The sequence below is a fragment of the Bartonella sp. AA74HLJMH genome (assembly GCF_042197045.1).
Lineage (GTDB): Bacteria > Pseudomonadota > Alphaproteobacteria > Rhizobiales > Rhizobiaceae > Bartonella.
This window is the reverse complement of record NZ_JBHIRJ010000005.1, coordinates 46,639-68,167: the sequence shown is the minus strand read 5'-3', so window position 1 is coordinate 68,167 and position 21,529 is coordinate 46,639. Positions and strand designations below refer to the sequence as shown.

Here is a 21,529-nt window from a genome sequence, read left to right as displayed (position 1 = left end):
TCCTCTTATCGTATCATGAAATGCCATCCCAATATTGGAGTGGCATTTTTCTTTGAAAGAGTCATATGTGTTATTATTTTTGCCTTTTGAAAATCATGAACTCCCGTATCCTGATCCAAACCAGTGTTGGCTAAGTTTTGGTTTAACACAAATCCCAGCTCCAGAATGGGCACAAAATTTAAAAGTTATTACGCCTTGGCGACCAGATTTTTTAAAATTTGTCGATACTCAATTTCACTGCTCTCCTCAAATAGATAAAACTTTCAGCTATGATGGTGCATTTTTACATTTGAGCAAATATCGTGGTTTGAACCAAAATTGTTTTCTTGATTTATTAGAATGCGTTAAACCCAATGGATGGATTGTAATCAGTGGGAATAAAACTGCTGGTGCTGCTTCAATGATGAAATGGGTCAAAACAATTGTTCCCATCACCAATAAATTGTCTAAAAATCATGGTCTTGTATTTTGGTTGCAAGTTCCTCAACAAATTGAGAGACATAACATTGCGCAATTGCGCTCACCACCGCTCACTTTTGGTAAATTTCAAACCACTTCTGGTATGTTCTCACACGGACGTATTGATCCAGGATCTGCTGCCCTTGCTTCTTATATGCTCAAAGTTATTTCTGGAAAAACGGCTGATTTTGGTGCTGGATGGGGTTATCTTTCTCACGTTGCGCTTGAAAGAAGTGAAAAACTCACCGCTCTAGACCTTTATGAAGCAGACTACAATGCTTTGAGAGCAGCAAAACAGCACCTTAAATCCATAACAGCTCCTTTTCCAATTCATTTTTATTGGCATGACCTTGTACATGAACCTATCACAAATCTATATGACACAATCATTTCAAATCCACCGTTTCACACACAACAAACAACAGATGTTGCATTAGGAAAAAATTTTATTATAAATGCTGCAAAGTGCTTAAAGCCAAGCGGCAGTCTGCTTTTTGTTGCAAACCGCCACCTGCCTTATGAAACATTATTAAAAAATATTTTCCGCACAGTGTTGATACATGAACAAGCCCATGGTTTCAAAATTATCGAAGCACGCAGATAAACAGAACAAGCAATAACTTTCAAAGAATAAAACGTGAAAGATCGATATCAGCAGCAAGCTCGCCAATAGATTTTCTCACGTAAGCAGCATCAATTTTAAACGATGTTCCAGCTTTATCAGGTGCAGTGAAAGAAATCTCATCCAAAACGCGCTCCATCACTGTTTGCAAACGACGTGCCCCTATATTTTCAATCCTTGCATTTAAATCTACAGCAATATCTGCTAAAGCATCAATTGCATCATCGGTAATTTCCAAATGAACCTCTTCCGTTGCCATAAGAGCGATATATTGTTTAATCAAACTAGCTTCTGGTTCCGTTAGAATGCGCCGTAAATCTTCCCTTGTTAAAGGGTTCAGCTCCACACGGATGGGCAAACGTCCTTGAAGTTCCGGTAATAAATCAGATGGCTTGGAAACATGAAATGCACCTGAGGCAATAAAAAGAATATGATCTGTTTTGATTTGCCCATATTTTGTAGCAATTGTTGTTCCTTCAACCAAAGGCAAAAGATCCCGTTGAACGCCCTCACGCGAAACCGCAACACTTGCTCCACCATCCCTGGTTGCAATTTTATCAATTTCGTCGATAAAAACAATACCGTCATTTTCAGCAACACGAAGCGCCTCTTGAATAATTTGCTCCTGATCAAGGAGTTTTTCAGATTCATCATCAATGAGCGGTTTAAAAGAATCCTTTACTGTCGTCTTACGGACTTTTGTACGACTGCCCATTTTACCCAAAATATCTGATAAATTCATAATACCCATTTGTGCCCCAGGCATACCAGGAATATCAAAGGTTGAAGCACTATTGCTATTATTATCGGCGACTTCAATTTCAATCTCTTTCTCATCCAATTCACCTTCACGCAATTTTTTACGAAAACTATCACGGGTAGCAGGACTTGCTGTTTTACCAACAAGGGCGTCTAAAACGCGCTCTTCAGCATTCACGTGAGCCTTTTCTTTTATTTCATCCCGTTTCTTTTCACGCACAAGAGAAATGGCAATTTCAACAAGATCTCGAATAATTTGCTCAACATCACGTCCCACATAACCAACTTCAGTAAATTTAGTCGCTTCTACTTTAACGAAGGGTGCTCCAGAAAGTTTTGCTAATCGACGTGCAATACCAGTTTTACCAACTCCTGTTGGCCCTATCATTAAAATATTTTTTGGCATAACTTCTTCACGCATCGGCTCATCAAGCTGTTGCCTACGCCACCGATTGCGCAGTGCAATAGCTACAGAGCGTTTGGCATCATTTTGGCCAATAATAAAACGATCAAGTTCAGAAACAGTTTCACGAGGGGAAAATACAACACACATTTAAATAGCTTTCTCTAAAGAAGATAATTCTGCATCCAATGTTTCAATCGTAAAATGATCATTGGTGTAAACACAAATTTTAGCGGCAATAGCCATAGCTTTACGAGCAATAGTTTCTGCATCCAAATCCAAATCCATGAGTGCACGCGCTGCTGAAAGAGCAAAATTTCCTCCAGAGCCAATTGCCATAACCCCATCTTCTGGCTCTAAGACATCACCAAGCCCTGTTAGAGCCAAAGTTACTTTCTTATCAGCCACGAGCATCATTGCTTCGAGACGACGCAAATAGCGATCTGTTCTCCAATCTTTTGCAAGTTCCACACAAGCACGCATAAGCTGATCAGGATATTGTTCAAGCTTTGTTTCCAATCTCTCCAGTAATGTAAAAGCATCTGCCGTAGCACCAGCAAAACCAGCAATAACCACTCCGTTCTTTCCAAGACGACGCACTTTACGTGCATTGCCTTTCATAATTGTCTGTCCAAGAGAGACCTGACCATCCCCGGCCATCACGACTTTTCCACCTTTTCGTACCGTAATAATTGTTGTACCATACATTATGTCTGGCTTATGTTCTGTCATAAGGAAACTCCTTAATATTAACTTTACTTTTTAATATTGATTTCTTTTCATACAATGTAAAACTCAATTCCTATTGTCCTATTTAAGAACATATACAGCAAAACACAATGATTCAGCATAACTCAATTTGTTGAAAATGGAAAAATGATATCATTGTTGTCAATGTAAATTACTGCTAAATAGCTTTATATAAACAGTTTGTGCTTTTTAGAGGAAAATTATGAAAAAAATAGCCATAGGGACCTTAGGTGGAACAATTGCAATGACTGCTGATAGTTTTGGTCACATGCAACCGACTTTAACTTCAGATAACCTCATAAAAAGTGTTCCTGATTTAAATAACGTTGCTGATATTAATGCACAAACATTAATGCAAATACCAAGTGGATCTTTATCGTTTCAAATGCTTTTTGAAATAATTAAGTGGGCAAAACAACAAATAAACGCTGGTGCAGAAGGTATTGTTTTAACACAAGGGACTGATACTCTGGAAGAAACAGCTTTTTTTCTTTCTCTTTATTGGAAAGAAGCCGAACCACTCATCATAACCGGCGCTATGCGCATGCCTCATGAAGCAGGCGCCGATGGCCCCGCCAACATTTTAGCAGCCACTCGTGTCGCAGCAGCCACACAAAGTCGTAACAGGGGCGTTCTCGTTGTCATAAATGATGCAATTCATTCACCTTATTGGCTCTATAAAAGCCATACCGTCAAAGTCGAAACATTTCAATCAGGTCTTGCAGGTGTTTTAGGAACTATTTTAGAGGGAAAACTTATTTATTTCAATGATCGAAAATTTTTCCCAAAAACGTTTGATCTTCCCCAAAACCATGATCATCAAATTGCACTCCTCTATTCCTCTTTATCATCTGATGCAAAATTAATGAAACTATGCCTTGAAAGTGGGTATTATGCTGGAGTTGTTATAGCTGGTTTTGGTGCGGGGCACTGTAGTTTTCAAGAAGCAGACCTTGTACAACAATATGCACAAAAAATACCAATCATTATTGCTAGTCGTTGTTGTAATGGCTCAACAACTCGTATAACTTATGGCTATAAAGGCTCCGAAATCGATATGATTGCTTCTGGTGCTCTCATGTCTGGTTATTTATCAGCCGTAAAAGCGCGTCTACTTTTATGGACTTTTTTGGCGCAAGGGCACTCATTAGCACAAATCCGTGCAAACTGGAATGACTGGACTATAAGTTAATGAAAAATGATCTACTATCTTAAAAGAAGAGAGCATGCAAAACAAAATTTACTTGAAAATGAAGCCGCTCATCTGTCTACTCTTAAATCAATTGCTGCTGCAAAAAATTCTCGACCAATACAAATGATTGATACGACTATACAAAAAATTAATCAGAAAGATAATCTGATCAAATCCGTTTCTGACCGATATTCACCCTATCGCGTTTTTACTGCACAAGAATGGTCAGAGTTTCGTGCAGACACACCTCTTACTTTGACTTTTGATGAAATTAAGCGTTTACGCTCTATTGATGATCCTATTGATCTTAAAGAAGTCCAACGCATTTATCTTTCTTTATCGCGTCTATTATCATGCCATGTTGAAGCAGTACAGGAACTTTTTCACAAACGTCAGCAGTTTCTCCATCAAGAAGAGAGTAGAAAAACGCCCTTTATTATTGGAATTGCTGGTTCTGTAGCTGTAGGAAAATCAACCACGGCTCGCATTCTTCAAGAACTGTTGAAAAGATGGACATCTAGCCTTAAAGTTGATCTAATCACAACGGATGGTTTTCTCTATCCTAACGCAATCTTACAGCAAAAAAATCGAATGAATCGCAAAGGATTTCCTGATTCCTATGACATTAAAAAGTTGCTGTGCTTTCTTTCGGCTATAAAAGCAGGTATCGGAAATGTCCGTGCCCCGCTTTACTCACATATGATCTATGATGTTCTAGAAAATCAGACTATTACCATTGATCGTCCTGATATTTTAATTGTTGAAGGTATTAATGTATTACAGGTCAGTGATCTTCCTAAAGATGGAAAAGCTATTCCTTTCGTATCAGATTTTTTTGATTTTTCAATCTATGTCGATGCCGAAACAGAAGTCATTCGTCACTGGTATTTGGAGCGCTTTAAACGTTTGCGTAAAACAGCTTTTCAAAATCCTGAATCCTATTTTCATCGTTATGCCCACCTCAATGAAAAAGAAGCTTCAAAAATCGCTGAGGATCTTTGGCAAACGATTAATTTAAAAAATTTACAGGAAAATATATTGCCAACACGACCACGGTCCAATCTCATTCTACGAAAGGGAAAAAATCATTTGGTCGAATATGTCGCACTTAGACGACTATAAGGATCTCATAACTATGCAGCACCACCACATTTATTTTACCTCAACGCGTATCGATAACAGTTGCCCTATCATCTTGGTAAACCAAAGAACTCTTGCCAACTTATCACTTGATGCGTCAACAACAGCATGGATAAAAGTTAATGACTTTACTGGTAAAGCAGGACAAATACTCTTTATTCCTCACGAAACGGGGCATTTAAAAAAAGTTTTATTTGGAATTGGCAATGGGAACGATCCTTTTATCACAGGACTGCTTGCTCAAAAGCTTCCTGCTGGTCAATGGCATTTAGAAGGTACAACCTCTGATGAAATAAATACCTATCTTGGATTGGCATTTGGTAGCTATCAATTTAATCGCTATCGTCAAAATTCTTCTTTCAAATCATTATCTATCCATGTCAATGAGGCTATTGATCTTAATGAACTCCAACGAATTTATGAAGCTGTCTTTTTCGTCCGTGATCTCATTAATATTCCAGCCAATGATATGAACCCTGATACTCTCGAAAAAGAAGCTCGAAAACTAGGAAAAACCTATGGTGCTCATATCAAAAGTATTTGTGGAGACGATCTCTTAACCCATAACTTTCCGATGATTCATGCTGTAGGACGAGCAGGCAGCACTGCACCACGACTGATTGAGTTACTCTGGGGGCAAGAACATCGTCCTAAAATAACGTTGGTGGGCAAAGGCGTAACTTTTGATACTGGAGGTCTCGATATTAAATCAGCCAATAACATGTTGCTTATGAAAAAAGACATGGGGGGTGGAGCAAACGTTTTGGGATTGGCTAAACTTATCATGGATGCAAAATTGCCTTTCCGTTTACGCGTTTTGATTCCAGCTGTAGAAAATGCAATTTCTGCGAATGCTTACCGACCAGGTGATATTCTCAAAAGTCGTAAAGGTTTAAGTGTTGAAGTAGGTAATACAGATGCTGAAGGGCGACTTGTCCTTGCCGATGCACTCGCCTATGGTGATGAAGAAAGTCCACAATTCATGCTTTGTATGGCTACTTTAACAGGGGCAGCGCGTATAGCATTAGGACCAGATCTTCCCGCATTTTATTGTAATGATTCAATATGGGCACAACAAATTTCTGAATCTGCTCACGCTGTCTTTGATCCTCTTTGGCAAATGCCCCTTTGGAAACCTTACCAAGAGATGTTATCATCACCAATTGCCGATCTTAACAATGTAACTGGAAATAGCTTTGCTGGTTCTATAACGGCTGCTTTATTTCTTAATTCTTTTGTTGAAAAAGCTGAACATTTTGCGCATTTTGACCTTTATGGATGGGTTCCAAAAGAAAAACCAGGATATCCTATTGGTGGATCAGCACAAACTATTCGTGCCCTTTATAATATTTTTAAAAATGAATTTTGACACAAATATCCACAAAAATGGACAATTTTGCAGCTTAAAGAATAATTGGTCTTACACTGTGTTCTTAGTTTTGTTTGAGGATAAAAACCTTACCAATACAGTTTTCATGAGTTTGTTTAAAGGTAAGAAATAACAAAATGGAAAGCAAAAAGATGATCTCTAAAGACCCAAGACTTCATGCATTCAGAGATGATCTAGCAGATCAACGTCTTGAAACAGAAATTACAGCTCAGCGCTTTGTTCAAGGTGAAAAAAGACGTGTTAATACAGCGGTCGCTGGACTTTTTAAAGAAAATAGTAAAAAAAGTGAAAGACAAACAGAATGCTTATTCGGAGAAGAACTTCTCATTTTTGAACAAGGGGAAACAATGTCGTGGGGACAATCACTCAAAGATGGTTATGTTGGTTATATTGATACAAAAGTTCTTTGTACATCAACCATAAAACAAACGCATGTGGTTTCAGTACCACGTACATTTAAATATTTACACGCTGACTTACGTGGACCAATAGTATCCCCTTTATCTATGGGAAGCAAAGTTAGTGTTGTTGATGAAATTGAAGTCCGTGACACAATGTATTCTATTCTTGAAAATGGAACAGCAATCATTACGAGTCATCTCAGCCCCATTGGACGCGTATATGAAGATTATGTCACAGTTGCAGAAACCTTTATCCGTACACCTTATCTTTGGGGTGGTGTCAGCGGTTTTGGAATTGATTGTTCGGGACTCATTCAGCTCTCTATGATGATGACCGATCAAATAGTTTTACGTGACACCGATATGCAGCAAGAAACTATAGGCAGTCCTCTTACAGATACTGATAAACTTCAACGAGGCGATTTAATTTTTTGGAAAGATCATGTTGCTATTATGGTTGGTCACGCAAATATTATTCACGCAAATGGTTTTTCTATGGACGTTATGATTGAGCCCTTGGAAAAAGCAATTACGCGTATCGCTAAAAAAAATCAATATCCTATCGCAAAACGCCGTCCAATTCAAGAAACTTAATACATGCCTCCTATAAAAAATTAATTGAATGTTTTATTATTACAATATATTGATTTATAAGGATAATTATCCATCATTCACTCTGCGTCAAGCATTCTAAATATCGTAAAATTCTCTTATTTCAAATCTGTTTTTATGTTGGATCAATCAAAGCCGCTTGTCTGTTCATCACAAGCGGAATTGATGTATAAGTAAAAATGATTACGAAAAGAAAAATATCCCTTCTGAATGCCCTCAAATGCCAAGAGCTATCGTAACTAACATTGGAACCAGCTTACTCCTTCATAAGCGTAAAGATAGTGGCGCTCAATAGATTTTACATTATTTCCATAAGGGCTTTAACGTTATATCATTCCGGGCACCGTCGCGAAATGGGCTTTGGAGCATTGCGAGGTGCCTCTTTTAAAAAGCTCGTGAATATGCAACACAATGCCATTCTACATTACGTAAAGAACGTACCCCTCTTAATCAAAAGCAACATTTTTTGAAATTTTTCCTATTATCGATATCTTATGAAATAAATACTCCTTATACCTCTCAGTTCACCCAAACCCATCTCACAATGATACACGTGAAAAGTATAACATACATTGTCTACCACTATCTTTATACTTATGAATCGTGTAAAGACATCATTATACACTTTGCCAATTCTCAATGTTGCGATAACCCTTGGCTATTGGAGAGTGTTCTTTCAGCACGTATTTTATTTCTTTCTTAAATAATTTTATCCACATAACCCTCCCCGCTTGGAACGTGCAAAAGAATGGTTTTGATTAATTTAACATAAAACAGATTTGAAATATGAGAAATTTTTTTACGACTCTGGACTTCCCTATTCAACATAAAAAATATAAATTATTATTTTAAATCAATATATTGAATTATATTTTCTTCTTATAACACATTAAAGAAGATGATTTTTCAATACCTGAACCAATGGTTTATCAGCATCAGGCATAGGGTATTTATCAAGATCATTAATAAAAACCCATTCTAAATTTTGCCCCTCTCGTCCTTGCGCAACGCCCTCATAATGGTCACAAAGATACAATGGCATTAAGAGATGAAATGTTTTATAGCTATGACTTGCAAATGTTAAAGGGTGTAAATTATTTGGTTGAACATAAATACCAAGCTCTTCCTCTAATTCACGAATCAATGATGCTTCCGGAGTTTCACCTTGCTCAACCTTGCCACCAGGGAACTCCCATAAACCAGCCAGTGATTTTCCTTCAGGACGCTGTGTAAGCAAAACACGATTATTCTGATCTAACAGTGCACATGCAACAACAAGAAGAATGGAACTTTTCATATACATATCACTCCCCAATAGGGAACATAAAGATAACTGACTTTTCTATCATATCCCCTCTGCTCCTAAAAGAGCTCACATACCCCATTTGCTCTGAAAAATAATAAACTGTTAAATATAAAGTGCATCCATTAACTTCTGTAATCGCTATTGATCATAACGTACTCTTTTGTTAAATCGCAAGACCAAACCGTCGCCGTACTCTTACCCAAACCGATATCAACACGAATCGTGATGTGCTTACCTTGCATATAAGTACCTATTTTCTCTTCACAATACTCAGGATCTCGTACGCCATTCACGGCCACACGATGCTCACCAAACCAAATCGTCAATAGATCACGATCGACTTCAACACCGGCCTTCCCAACTGCCATAACGACCCGCCCCCAATTCGCATCTTCACCGGCAATAGCCGTTTTTACGAGCGGTGAATTTGCAATTGATAAAGCAATAGTTTTAGCTGCATTATTTGTTGTAGCACCCACCACATTAACCTCAATTAAATGACGAGCACCTTCACCATCACAAACAACTTGTAGTGCAAGTTCATGCAGAAGTGCACTCAATTGTTTCACAAAAACCCCATAACGCGGATCAGATTTACTTGTAAGACATGGAAAATGTTCTTTTCCTGTCGCAAACAACATAAGCGTATCTGAAGTTGAGGTATCGCTATCAACAGTAATTGAATTGAAAGAACCCTCAACTGCCTCTGATAACATGGATTGGAGTGCATCCGAAGAAATGGTAGCATCACTAACCACAAATGACAGCATTGTCGCCATATCGGGTGCAATCATACCAGCACCTTTTGCAATTCCATTAATGGTAACACGCTCTCCCCCACAGTCAAAAGTGCGGGTCGCAAGTTTTGGAAATGTGTCCGTTGTCATTATGGCTTTTGCAGCTTCCAACCAATTTCCCTCTTCTGCTGTCTCTGTCATACTTGGTAAAAGATTGACAATACCCGATGCATCCATTGGCTCACCAATAACACCCGTAGAAGCTATAAAAATTTCATCTTCTCTAACCTTTAAAGCGTTCGCTGCTGCACAAATAATTGCATCGGTTGTGTGCTTTCCTTTGCTTCCTGTAAAAGCATTTGCATTTCCAGAATTCACAACAACACCCCTCGCAACCCCATGAGGAAGCGATGCACGACAATGCTCTACAGGGGAAGATGGACATTTTGAACGGGTAAAAACACCGGCCACACTCACTGGCTTATCGAATATGATGAAAAGAAGATCTGTACGATCTTTATATTTAATCCCAGCTTCAGCTGTTGCTATCCGTACACCAGATAATGGAGAAAGCTCTTGGATCTTTTGAGGCGACAAAGGAGAGATTTTCAAAACCACAATATGCTTTCTATAAAAAAATGAAATGATTGCAGATCAATAACCTCTCATAGAAAACTGCTAGGCTTTTTGAACAAAACTAACCTAGCAAATTATCTATTAAAGAGGCTATCTACTTATTTTTACTAGCTATTCCGTATCTTCTTCATCAGATGTCTCATCGGGAAGTAGCGTCCCATTTTGATGAAGCGATTCCATGATTTTTGTAACATTAGGATCAGGGTATTTCACATCTATCTTGCTACGCAAATCAACAATCAGTTCTTGATAGCGCTTTTTTATCAGCTGTGTCCGCAACATCTCTTTAACATCATCAAATGCAGGCGGTTGTTTTACACGACGATCTTCTAATTTAATAATATGCCAACCAAAAGGACTTTCAACGGGTTGTTTTGTGTATTCGCCAACTTTCAAACCAAATGCGGCATCTTCAAAAGGCTTGACCATTTGACCATGGCTAAAATAACCAAGATCACCCCCAACGGCAGCAGAACCATCTGTTGAACTTTTCTTTGCAATCTCTTCAAAATTTTCGCCTTTATTTAAATGCTTAATGATAGCTTCTGCTTCTTTTCTCGTTTTGACCAAAATATGACGCGCTTTAACCTCATCCTCTTTAGGTAAAGCAGCAACTTCTTGCTTATAAAGAGCTTCCAAATCAGTATCCGATATTTTATCAACAATCGCCTGTTTAAAATAAAGCTGTTGAAGAACATTGTCACGCATGACTGCCATACGTTTATCGTAAGCTTCTGTCTTATCAAGACCTTTGCTTCTTGCTGCTTTTGCGAGGGCCTGCATATCTAAATAAGCTTTTAGAACCATCATACGGCGTTGTTCATCAGGAAAACGTGCTAAATTAGGATTTATTTCAAGCGCTAAATCATCCAATTGGCCTGCTGTAATATTTTTCCCATCAATAACCGCCATAACATGAGAAGGAGAAACGGCTTTTTCAGAAGCTTTCTCTAAAGTCTTTAAATCACTCGACGATGAATTCAAACCTTCTTGAGCACTCACCCCTAAACTTGTACTTGCCAATAAAGTTGATGCTAAAAAAAGCGTGATAAAGTTAAATTTCATAAATATACTCCTTAAAAATGAAGGCAGGTTCAAGATTCCAATTTTCTTTACCATAACACTTTAATCTTTAAACATAGAGAAATAAATTAGTAATTTTATTTTAAAAAAGTATAAAATTATCCTTTTATCTCAGTTTCTCCAATCCTATCTAATGCAGATGAAAAACATGATAATAGAGAAAAATGACATATTGTATCTTAAATTACTTTGTATTGTATCAGTTAAATAGCATACTTAAAGTTGACATAAAGCGCTTAGCCTCTTATCTCTACTTTACAATTAGAGTGAAAAATTGCACACCAACAAGTATAATGGTACCATCTGCATTTCATGATGTCACTAATGATATCAGATAATTTGAAGAAAATGTATGGGGAGAGCGTATGAATTACCCAACAAGAGTGACAACAATTAAAAGAAAGGGCCAGAGATGGTCAGTTTAGGTGTTTTTGCCCGTAAGTTTTTTGGTTCAGCTCATGAGCGACATCTCAAAGCACTCCGCCAAAAAGTTGCACAAATTAATGCTTTGGAAGAACAATTCGTAAAATTAAGTGATGAGCAGCTTTGCCAAAAAACAGATGCCTTTCGTAAACGTCTTAGTGAAGGTGAAAGTGTTGATTTGCTCTTACCAGAAGCTTTCGCGACTGTTCGTGAAGCCGCAAAACGTGTTTATGACATGCGTCCTTTTGACGTGCAACTTATTGGTGGAATGGTCCTTCACGACTGCGGCATAGCTGAAATGCGTACTGGTGAAGGTAAAACATTAATGGCAACTCTACCAATTTATCTCAATGCATTGGAAGGTAAAGGCGTTCATGTTGTGACAGTAAACGATTATCTCGCCAGTCGTGATGCTGAAACAATGGGGAAAATTTTTAGTTTTCTAGGGCTTACAACAGGCGTGATTCTTCATGATCTTGATAGTGATGCCCGCCGAGAAGCCTATGCATGCGACATCACCTATGCCACAAATAATGAACTAGGTTTTGATTATTTGCGTGATAATATGGCCTTCGATCATAGTCAAATGGTCCAACGTGGACATCATTACGCAATTGTTGATGAAGTTGATTCGATTCTTATTGATGAAGCCCGTACCCCCCTTATTATTTCTGGTCCTCTAGAAGATCGTACTGACTTCTATAACCTTATTGATACATTTATTCCTGCCTTAACTCCAGAAGACTATGAAATAGACGAAAAACAAAAAACAACGACCTTTACCGAAGTTGGTACTGAAAAAATTGAAAAAATGCTCGAACAAGCTGGGCATCTTAAAGGTGAGAGTCTTTATGACATAGAAAATGTCGCTATCGTTCATCATGTCAATAATGCTCTAAAAGCTCATAAACTGTTTGCTCGCGATAAAGATTACATTGTTCGCAATGATGAAATCGTTATTATTGACGAATTTACAGGGCGAATGATGCCTGGGCGGCGTTATTCTGAAGGACTTCATCAAGCGTTAGAAGCTAAAGAGCATGTTGCTATTCAACCAGAAAACCAGACACTTGCTTCCATCACTTTCCAAAATTACTTCCGTATGTATAGGAAATTATCTGGCATGACTGGAACTGCAACAACAGAAGCCGAAGAATTCAGAAATATTTATGGTCTTGACGTTGTCGAAATCCCTACAAATTTGCCAATACAACGTATTGATGAAGATGATGAGATTTATCGAACAGCAGAAGAGAAATATCGGGCAATTGTGCGTGATATCCGTCAAGCGCACGAAAAAGAACAGCCCATTCTTGTTGGAACAACCTCTATTGAAAAGTCAGAACAATTGGCAGAGCGTTTGCGAAAAGAAGGCATTACCGATTTTAGAGTCTTAAATGCTCGCTATCACGAACAAGAAGCATATATCATTGCGCAAGCAGGCGTTCCTAGAGCTCTCACCATTGCAACCAACATGGCAGGACGCGGTACGGATATACAGCTTGGTGGTAATGTTGAAATGCGCATCCGACAAGAGTTACAGGATATCCCCGAAGGTCCAGAGCGAACAGCTAAAATTGAAGAAATAAAAAAAGATGTTCAGAAGCTTAAAGAAAAAGCTTTAGCGGCTGGAGGGCTTTACGTTATCGCTACTGAACGTCATGAAAGCCGTCGTATTGATAACCAGCTTCGTGGACGTTCTGGTCGCCAAGGCGATCCTGGGCGCTCAAAATTCTTTCTCTCTCTTCAAGATGATCTTATGCGTATCTTTGGCTCTAACCGTATGGATGGTATGCTGCAAAAACTTGGATTGAAAGAAAATGAAGCTATTATCCATCCATGGATTAATAAAGCCCTTGAAAAAGCACAAAAAAAGGTCGAAGCACGAAACTTTGAAATTCGTAAAAATCTGCTAAAATATGATGATGTCATGAATGATCAACGCAAGGTTATTTTTGAACAGCGTATGGAGGTCATGAATGCAGATGATTTATCAGAAATGATCCTTGAAATGCGTAATGAAGTCGTAGAGGATCTCGTAGAGGCTTATATTCCATCAGGGACATATTCTGAAAAATGGGATGCAAAAACTCTCGAAGAAGAGCTTCAACAACTCTTTAATCTTGAGCTTCCAGTGGAAGAATGGGCAAAAGAAGATGGAATTGCCGAGGAGCAAATTCTAGAGCGTGTATCAGATGCTGTTACAAAACTTGAAAATGAGCGTACTGAACGATATTCTCCAGAAGTTATGGCTTATTTTCACAAAGCAGTATTGCTCGAAACTATTGACACGTTATGGCGTGAACATCTGGTGAGTTTAGACCATTTGCGTTCTGTTGTTGGTTTTCGTGGTTATGCGCAGCGGGATCCGCTCAATGAATATAAGACAGAATCATTTGAACTCTTTCAAAGTATGTTGAGAAATTTGCGCCGAATTGTCACTTCTAAGCTTATGCGCTTTGAAATCATTCAACACCCCACAGAACCGGCCATGCCTGAGCAAACTGATGCTGCTTCTTCTGTCTTTAATGATCAAAGTCAAGAAAATGCTCCCACCTTATGGGCACGATCACAAGAAAATAGATTTGTTAATCCACAAGATCGTGACCCTAACGATATAACCACATGGGGAAAAGTTGGACGTAATGAGCGTTGTCCTTGCGGTTCAGAGAAAAAATACAAACACTGTCATGGAGCCTTTGTTTGAAAAGCAAACTATGCAAATGAATAAAAAGCGAAATTATGAGCAAGAATTGCGCACAGCTGGTTTAAGAGTAACACGTCAACGACGAGTTATTCTTGATATTTTGACTGATACAAATGATCATCCTAATGCATTTGAAATTTTTCAGCGTGCAAACAAAATAGATTCGAATATTTCACTCTCAACTGTTTATCGAACCATGAAAATATTAGAAGGAAATGGAACAATTCATCGCCATAGCTTTAGTGGTGGTCCATCTCGTTTTGAGCAAGCAGATGGGCAACATCATGATCATCTCATTGATATAGAAACAGGACAAGTTATCGAGTTTCATTCTGATGTTATTGAAAAGCTGCAAGAGGAAATTGCAAAATCCCTTGGCTATGATATTATTCATCACCGCCTTGAACTTTACGGAAAAAAAAACTCTTAAAAAAGTAATCATATATCATTAGATAAAATACCTCAGGCAAATCAAATTTTATAAAAATTTACCTTTAAAATATAATAGTTTTCATTGGCAAAAAAAAAGAATTGCTTTATTACCCCTCTTTGTATGATGCTATACGGTAATTCATTGCCAATATTATAACAAACAATCATTGCAACAAAATATTATAAAAATTGTATTATGAAAAATTAGGCCAATATTATCATGGTTTCCTTGCCACAAGATCGTATGAGACAGCTTGAAAAGCGCTTTGAAATAATTGAAAGCCAAATGACGACGAATCCAAATGCTGAAACATATGTCAAATTAGCTTCTGAATATGCAGAACTACAACCCGTTATTGCCTCTATACGCGCATTAAATGCTCTTTACGAAGAGATTACAGAATTAGAAACGATTATCAACGATAAACAAACAGATATAGAGATGCGTAATCTTGCCCAAGAAGAGCTACCATCGTTATATAAAAAAGTAGAGCAATTTGAAAAAGAACTCCAAATTCTGCTTTTGCCTAAAGATGTTGCTGATGAAAAAAACGCTATTGTTGAAATTCGAGCAGGAACGGGCGGATCAGAAGCAGCACTTTTTTCCGGTGATCTTTTCCGCATGTATGAACGTTATGCCCATGCTCACCATTGGAAAGTAGAAATTATTTCACTTAGTGAGGGGGAAGTTGGCGGATATAAAGAGATTATTGCTACCATTTCAGGAAAAGGTGTCTTTTCTAAATTGAAATATGAATCAGGGGTTCATCGTGTGCAACGCATCCCTGAAACAGAGACAGGTGGACGTATCCATACATCTGCTGCTACCGTTGCTGTGCTTCCAGAAGCTGAAGATATTGATATTGATATTCGTCCTGAAGATATTCGTATCGACACAATGCGTGCATCCGGAGCAGGAGGACAGCATGTTAATACAACGGATTCAGCTGTTCGTATCACGCATATTCCAACAGGAATTATGGTCGTACAAGCAGAAAAATCACAACATCAAAACCGAGCAAGAGCCCTTCAAATTTTACGGGCACGCTTATTCGATATCGAACGACAAAAAGCGGAAAGTGAACGTTCAGCTTCTCGTAAAAGCCAAGTTGGTTCTGGTGATCGCTCAGAGCGTATTCGTACCTATAATTTTCCACAAGGACGTGTCACGGATCACCGTATTAATCTAACCTTGTATAAGCTTGATCGCATTCTAGAGGGAGATCTTGATGAGCTTCTTCATGCACTCATCTCAGATCATCAAACAAGACTGCTGATGGAAATGGATAATAATTGAGCAAATATTCTTTCAAGAATGTTATCCAACAAATGCAAGAAAAATTGCGCACGAAAGGGATTGCTGAAGCCGATCTCGATGCGAAAATACTCATTGAATGGATAACAGGAATAAATGCTGCTGAAAGAGTTTCTAAACCAGATATGCATCTATCTTCTGAGCATATTATACAAATAGAACAGGCTTTACAACGGCGTATTGCAGGCGAACCCGTTTACCGTATTATAGGAGCACGAGAATTTTATGGTATATCTTTTACATTATCTCAAGAGACGTTAGAACCACGCCCTGATACAGAAACGCTGATAGATCTTGTTCTCCCTTTTCTCCAAAAACAGATCGAAAATTCGAGAAGAACAACATTCCTTGATATGGGAACAGGAAGTGGCGCCATTGCCATTGCCATTCTTAAACAAATTCCCCAATCCTATGCAGTCGCTGTCGATATTTCTGAAGATGCCCTTAAAACAGCGACAAAAAATGCAAAAAATGCTGAAGTAGCACACCGCTTCACACCCCTTCTTAGCGACTGGTTTGATTCTGTCACAGATCGCTTTGATTTTATTGTTTCCAATCCACCTTATATCCCCGCAAAAGATATCAAAAAACTTGCAAAAGAAGTGCGCTTACATGATCCATTGCGCGCTCTTGTCGGTGGAAAAGATGGTCTTGATTTTTATCGAAAGCTCGCCCATGAAGCAGCCAACTACTTAAAAGAAAACGGCACTATCGCTGTTGAAATTGGTTACTCTCAAGAAAAAGAAGTTTGCAATTTGTTTGAAACAAATGGCTTCCAATGTTTAGAAATGCGCAAAGACCTCAGTGGAATACCCCGCGCACTTCTATTTGCATGCAAACATTAAAATTCCCAATCATCATCCGTGGTAGCCACCGCCTTGCCAATGACATAAGAAGAACCTGCCCCTGAAAAAAAGTCATGATTTTCGTCAGAGTTTGGTGATAAAGCTGCCAAAATAGCGGGATTAACACGACAAACCTCAGGGGGGAAAAGAGCTTCAAAACCTAAATTCATTAAAGCCTTGTTAGCGTTATAATGAAGAAAAATTTTAACATCTTCTGTCAATCCAAGCGCATCATAAAGATCTTCAGTATATTTGCACTCGATGTTATAAAGATCAAAGAGCAGGTTAAAAGCAAAATTTTTAATTTCTTGTCTTTTGGCTTCATCAAGCTTTGCAAAGCCCAATTGGAATTTATAACCTATATAATAACCATGGACCGCTTCATCACGAATGATCAGTCGAATGAGATCTGCTGTATTGGTTAACTTAGCGCGACTGGCCCAATACATGGGCAAATAAAAACCAGAATAAAATAAAAAGCTTTCCAGCAAAGTCGAAGCAATTTTTTTCTTAAGTGGATCATTTGCTTCATAACGCTCAAGTACTAATCTAGCCTTTTTCTGCAAATGAATATTTTCTTCTGACCATCTAAACGCATCATCAACTTCTACCGTCGAACAAAAGGTTGAAAAAATAGAGGAATAAGAACGTGCATGAACCGCTTCCATGAAAGCAATATTCGTCAACACTGCCTCCTCATGCTCTGTTATCGCATCAGCCAGAAGCGAAATGGCTCCAACAGTGTTTTGAATTGTATCTAAAAGCGTTAGTCCTGTAAAAACACGAATCGTTAGCTTGCGTTCTTCATCCGTTAAGCTTGACCATGAGGGAATGTCATTGGAAAGTGGAACCTTCTCAGGTAACCAAAAATTCCCAGTTAAGCGGTTCCATACTTCAAGATCTTTCTCATCATGTAATCTATTCCAATTAACAGCGCACACAACAGGATTTTTGGTTGTAATCTTTGTCATATGATGATCTCCTATAAACTGCACGAAACACAGCCATCAACTTCTGTTCCACTCAATGCTACTTGCCGTAATCGTACATAGTAAATACTCTTGATACCCTTTTTCCAAGCATAAATTTGTGCGCGGTTAATATCACGTGTGGTAGCGGTATCAGGAAAAAATAATGTTAATGAAAGACCTTGATCAACATGCTGTGTTGCCGCAGCATAGGTATCTATAATTTTTTCAGGGCCAATCTCATAAGCATCTTGGTAAAAATTCAAATTCGTATTATCCATATAAGGAGCAGGATAATAAACGCGCCCAATTTTTCCCTCTTTGCGAATTTCGATTTTTGAAGCAATCGGATGAATAGAGGAAGTGGCATGATTAATATAGGAGATAGATCCCGTGGGAGGAACTGCCTGTAGATTGCGATTATAAAGCCCGTACTCAACAACTAAATCCTTGAGTTCCTGCCAATCCTTTTGACTTGGAATAACAATATTGTTCCGCTCAAAAAGCTCTTGCACAAGCGCAAATTGCGGTTTCCATTCTCTTTCAATATATTTCTCGAAAAAACGTCCATCTGCATAAGCTGATTTTTCAAACCCTGCAAACATTTCTTGACGTTCGCGCGCAATTAAATTGGAAGCACGTATGGCGTGATATGTCACAATATAAAAATAGATATTGGTAAAATCAATCGCTTCTGGAGCCCCATAATAGATCTGCTCACGCGCTAGAAACCCATGCAAATTCATTTGTCCCAAACCAATCGCATGACTTTCAGCATTGCCTTTCGCAATGGAAGGCACACAATCAATATTGCTCATATCCGAAACAGCAGTCAGAGCGCGAACAGCAGATTCCACGGTCTGTCCAAAATCAGGACTTTCCATTGCTTTGGCAATATTCATGGATCCAAGATTACAGGATATATCACTTCCAATCGTGCGATAAGTTAAATCTGTCTCCAGTTCACTCGCCTCACTCACCTGCAAAATTTCTGAACATAAATTGCTCATACTTATGCGCCCAGCTATCGGATTCGATCGATTAGCAGTATCCTCAAATAAAATATAGGGATAACCCGACTCAAATTGAATTTCCGCTAATGTCTGGAAAAAAACGCGTGCACTTATTTTCTTTTTACGAATCTTTGCATTATCAACAAAAGAACGATAATGCTCCGTTAAAGAAATATCGCTAAAGGGCTTACCTGTCACACGCTCGATGTCATACGATGAGAAGAGATACATATCCTCATTATTCCGTGCAAGCTCAAAAGTAATATCAGGAATAACGACACCAAGCGAAAGCGTTTTAATTCTAACTTTTTCATCAGCATTTTCACGCTTTGTATCCAAAAACTTCATAATATCTAAATGATGAGCATGCAAATAAACAGCTCCAGCCCCCTGTCGTGCCCCAAGCTGATTGGCGTAAGAAAAAGAATCTTCCAAGAGTTTCATCACCGGTAAAACACCTGAGGACTGATTTTCTATTTGCTTAATTGGTGCCCCTGCTTCCCGCAAATTCGTTAAACAAAGCGCCACACCTCCACCACGTTTTGAAAGCTGCAAAGCCGAATTAACCGAACGACCTATCGATTCCATATTATCTTCAACACGTAGCAAAAAACACGAAACCAATTCACCTCGTTGTTTTTTCCCAGCATTTAAAAATGTTGGTGTTGCCGGTTGAAAACGTCCTGTAATAATTTCATCCACAAAACTTTCAGCAAGAGCTTTATTCCCTTGTGCCAAATATAAAGCTACAAGACAAACGCGATCTTCATAACGTTCAAGATAACGTTTCCCATCAAAAGTCTTCAGTGTATAGCTGGTATAATACTTAAATGCGCCTAAAAAGGTAGGAAAACGAAATTTAAATGCATAAGCACGTTTAAAAAGCTTTTTAATAAAAGAAAAATCATAAAGCTCAAATAAAGCTTTTTCATAATAACCTTCCTCTATTAAGTAATCTATTTTTTCCTTCAGGTTATGAAAAAAAACTGTATTTTGATTAACATGCTGAAGAAAATATTGCCGCGCAGCAAGCCGATCCATATCAAATTGAATATGACCATTTTCATCATAAAGATTAAGCATTGCATTCAACGCATGATAATCAGTAATCTGATCCGATTTCTGCGATTGTCCTATACCAATTGTTTCCAAAATCTTTCCAATCCCTTTTTTACATAAATAACGTCTTCATCAGTTCCACGCAGCTCAAAACGATAAAGGCAAGGTACACAACATTTTTCAGCAATAATTTTACTTGCTAGATTATAATAGCGACCAAAATTACGATTCCCACCGCCAATAACACCACAAATTAATTTTCGGTTCTCAGCTTCATTAAGAAACTGGACAACGGCTTTCGGCACGGCCCCTCTTCCTTCACCATCTGCATATGTAGGAACAACCAATACATAAGGTTCACCAACCAATGCAGAAGGCTTTCTTTTATCAATTTTGAAGAGTCGTTGCCCAAGCTGCGAGACAAAATGTTCTGTATTACCCGTTGCACTCGAATAATAAACAATAAGCCCCATTAAGCACAAAGACCACTAATCATATCTGGTCTAAAACCAGACCAATGATTTTCACCACAAACAACGACAGGAACCTGACGATACCCCAGAGATTGAACAAAACTGTATGCTTGTTCATCACAGGAAATATCAACAACACGATAATGAATGCCTTTTGCATCAAAAGCGCGGCGTGTAGCATCACATTGGACACAAGATGGTTTGCTATAAATAGTGATCGACATTTTCTTCAACTTTCACAATTCCAAACAATCAACCCTGAAAGGTCAATCTAATAATTTTATAGATACTCAAGAATACAAAAAATAGAAATTGTACGCAAAACATGTGGTTATTTTCAAATAATACACAGCTTCCTGAACATAACAGAATTCCTCATCAAATAACTTCAAAAACTATGATGAGAATAAGCGATTATTCTACAACTTAAATGGCAAAGCCCCCTAGTTATAAAACAATCTTTTGCTTGCATTACAATTCCCTCCTGCTGTCTAAAAAACTAATGTTCTAAACTACCGTTTTTCAAGAGCTCTGTTTGCTCTTTTACGGCAAAAATCAATTACAAAAACGAAAGGAAATCCTTCCAAAAGAGACCCTTCAGTAAAAATACTGCTATACCTTTGGCCAATAAACTCTTTACAATAATGGAAATAACTTAGATACCAAACGAAACACACTAACACCCTCTCTTGTGCTTATTTAGAATCACCAATCATTTTGATACTATATATAGTATATACTCTCTCTCTTTCGTCAAGGTGAATTCAATTATTATTTTTAATTTTCCACGATCTTCCCACTAAA

The 21,529-nt window shown here is 38.2% G+C and carries 18 protein-coding genes; 9 read left to right on the top strand and 9 right to left on the bottom strand.

Going from position 1 to position 21,529, the window contains the following annotated elements; genetic code table 11:
- The first annotated feature begins 67 nt into the window (after nucleotides 1-67).
- Entirely contained in the window at nucleotides 68-1,063 is a 996-nt protein-coding gene (locus ACFINH_RS04840; protein ID WP_375613304.1) for a class I SAM-dependent methyltransferase, read from the top strand.
- A 19-nt stretch (nucleotides 1,064-1,082) separates the two neighbouring features.
- On the opposite strand, the gene hslU is transcribed toward ACFINH_RS04840, so the two are convergent.
- Both hslU and hslV read right to left on the bottom strand, forming a co-directional pair.
- Nucleotides 1,083-2,393, bottom strand: a complete 1,311-nt coding sequence (gene hslU, locus ACFINH_RS04835; RefSeq protein ID WP_375611822.1) for an ATP-dependent protease ATPase subunit HslU — start codon at nucleotides 2,391-2,393, stop codon at nucleotides 1,083-1,085.
- On the bottom strand, nucleotides 2,394-2,975 hold the full coding sequence (gene hslV, locus ACFINH_RS04830; protein WP_012754621.1) for an ATP-dependent protease subunit HslV: 582 nt from the start codon (nucleotides 2,973-2,975) through the stop codon (nucleotides 2,394-2,396).
- Between the two features lie 220 nt (nucleotides 2,976-3,195).
- Here hslV and ACFINH_RS04825 point away from each other — a divergent pair, with 220 nt between their 5' ends.
- From ACFINH_RS04825 to ACFINH_RS04810, 4 genes are all read left to right on the top strand, one after another.
- Nucleotides 3,196-4,185, top strand: a complete 990-nt coding sequence (locus ACFINH_RS04825) for an asparaginase (protein ID WP_375632285.1) — start codon at nucleotides 3,196-3,198, stop codon at nucleotides 4,183-4,185.
- A 123-nt stretch (nucleotides 4,186-4,308) separates the two neighbouring features.
- The gene (coaA, locus tag ACFINH_RS04820) at nucleotides 4,309-5,307 is read left to right on the top strand and encodes a type I pantothenate kinase (protein ID WP_375627680.1); all 999 of its coding nucleotides are present in this window, start codon (nucleotides 4,309-4,311) and stop codon (nucleotides 5,305-5,307) included.
- A 13-nt stretch (nucleotides 5,308-5,320) separates the two neighbouring features.
- Entirely contained in the window at nucleotides 5,321-6,694 is a 1,374-nt protein-coding gene (locus ACFINH_RS04815; protein WP_375613300.1) for a M17 family metallopeptidase, read from the top strand.
- A gap of 152 nt (nucleotides 6,695-6,846) precedes the next feature.
- Complete coding sequence (locus tag ACFINH_RS04810) at nucleotides 6,847-7,710, top strand: NlpC/P60 family protein (protein ID WP_375613299.1); 864 nt, start codon at nucleotides 6,847-6,849, stop codon at nucleotides 7,708-7,710.
- A gap of 907 nt (nucleotides 7,711-8,617) precedes the next feature.
- Here the strand turns inward: ACFINH_RS04810 and mutT are convergent.
- The 3 genes from mutT to ACFINH_RS04795 form a co-directional block, all read right to left on the bottom strand.
- Nucleotides 8,618-9,031, bottom strand: a complete 414-nt coding sequence (mutT, locus tag ACFINH_RS04805; RefSeq protein WP_375632284.1) for an 8-oxo-dGTP diphosphatase MutT — start codon at nucleotides 9,029-9,031, stop codon at nucleotides 8,618-8,620.
- Nucleotides 9,032-9,156: 125 nt separating this feature from the next.
- A complete protein-coding gene (argJ, locus tag ACFINH_RS04800) occupies nucleotides 9,157-10,389 on the bottom strand; it encodes a bifunctional glutamate N-acetyltransferase/amino-acid acetyltransferase ArgJ (protein ID WP_375632283.1) in 1,233 nt (410 codons plus the stop codon).
- A 129-nt stretch (nucleotides 10,390-10,518) separates the two neighbouring features.
- Nucleotides 10,519-11,472, bottom strand: a complete 954-nt coding sequence (locus ACFINH_RS04795; protein WP_375611828.1) for a peptidylprolyl isomerase — start codon at nucleotides 11,470-11,472, stop codon at nucleotides 10,519-10,521.
- A gap of 430 nt (nucleotides 11,473-11,902) precedes the next feature.
- Between ACFINH_RS04795 and secA the strand changes: the two genes are divergently transcribed.
- The 4 genes from secA to prmC all read left to right on the top strand — a co-directional run bounded on the left by secA (nucleotide 11,903) and on the right by prmC (nucleotide 17,212).
- Nucleotides 11,903-14,620: a preprotein translocase subunit SecA gene (secA, locus tag ACFINH_RS04790; protein WP_375632282.1), complete on the top strand. Its 2,718-nt coding sequence runs from the start codon at nucleotides 11,903-11,905 to the stop codon at nucleotides 14,618-14,620.
- Nucleotides 14,559-15,050, top strand: a complete 492-nt coding sequence (locus ACFINH_RS04785; RefSeq protein WP_375611830.1) for a Fur family transcriptional regulator — start codon at nucleotides 14,559-14,561, stop codon at nucleotides 15,048-15,050. Before secA ends, ACFINH_RS04785 begins: the two co-directional genes overlap by 62 nt.
- Before the next feature lie 222 nt (nucleotides 15,051-15,272).
- Complete coding sequence (prfA, locus tag ACFINH_RS04780) at nucleotides 15,273-16,349, top strand: peptide chain release factor 1 (protein ID WP_375632281.1); 1,077 nt, start codon at nucleotides 15,273-15,275, stop codon at nucleotides 16,347-16,349.
- Entirely contained in the window at nucleotides 16,346-17,212 is an 867-nt protein-coding gene (gene prmC, locus ACFINH_RS04775) for a peptide chain release factor N(5)-glutamine methyltransferase (RefSeq protein ID WP_375632280.1), read from the top strand. The genes prfA and prmC overlap by 4 nt, the downstream gene beginning before the upstream one ends.
- Here prmC and nrdF read toward each other — a convergent pair.
- From nrdF to nrdH, 4 genes are read right to left on the bottom strand one after another with little or no spacing between them, the layout of a single operon-like run.
- Entirely contained in the window at nucleotides 17,209-18,183 is a 975-nt protein-coding gene (nrdF, locus tag ACFINH_RS04770) for a class 1b ribonucleoside-diphosphate reductase subunit beta (RefSeq protein ID WP_375632279.1), read from the bottom strand. The genes prmC and nrdF overlap by 4 nt on opposite strands.
- 11 nt (nucleotides 18,184-18,194) lie before the next feature.
- Entirely contained in the window at nucleotides 18,195-20,345 is a 2,151-nt protein-coding gene (gene nrdE / locus ACFINH_RS04765) for a class 1b ribonucleoside-diphosphate reductase subunit alpha (protein ID WP_375632278.1), read from the bottom strand.
- Nucleotides 20,327-20,725, bottom strand: a complete 399-nt coding sequence (gene nrdI, locus ACFINH_RS04760; protein WP_375613294.1) for a class Ib ribonucleoside-diphosphate reductase assembly flavoprotein NrdI — start codon at nucleotides 20,723-20,725, stop codon at nucleotides 20,327-20,329. The genes nrdE and nrdI overlap by 19 nt, the downstream gene beginning before the upstream one ends.
- Nucleotides 20,725-20,949, bottom strand: coding sequence for a glutaredoxin-like protein NrdH (gene nrdH, locus ACFINH_RS04755; RefSeq protein ID WP_005774163.1), 225 nt, complete (start codon nucleotides 20,947-20,949; stop codon nucleotides 20,725-20,727). Before nrdH ends, nrdI begins: the two co-directional genes overlap by 1 nt.
- Between the last annotated feature and the right edge of the window lie 580 nt (nucleotides 20,950-21,529).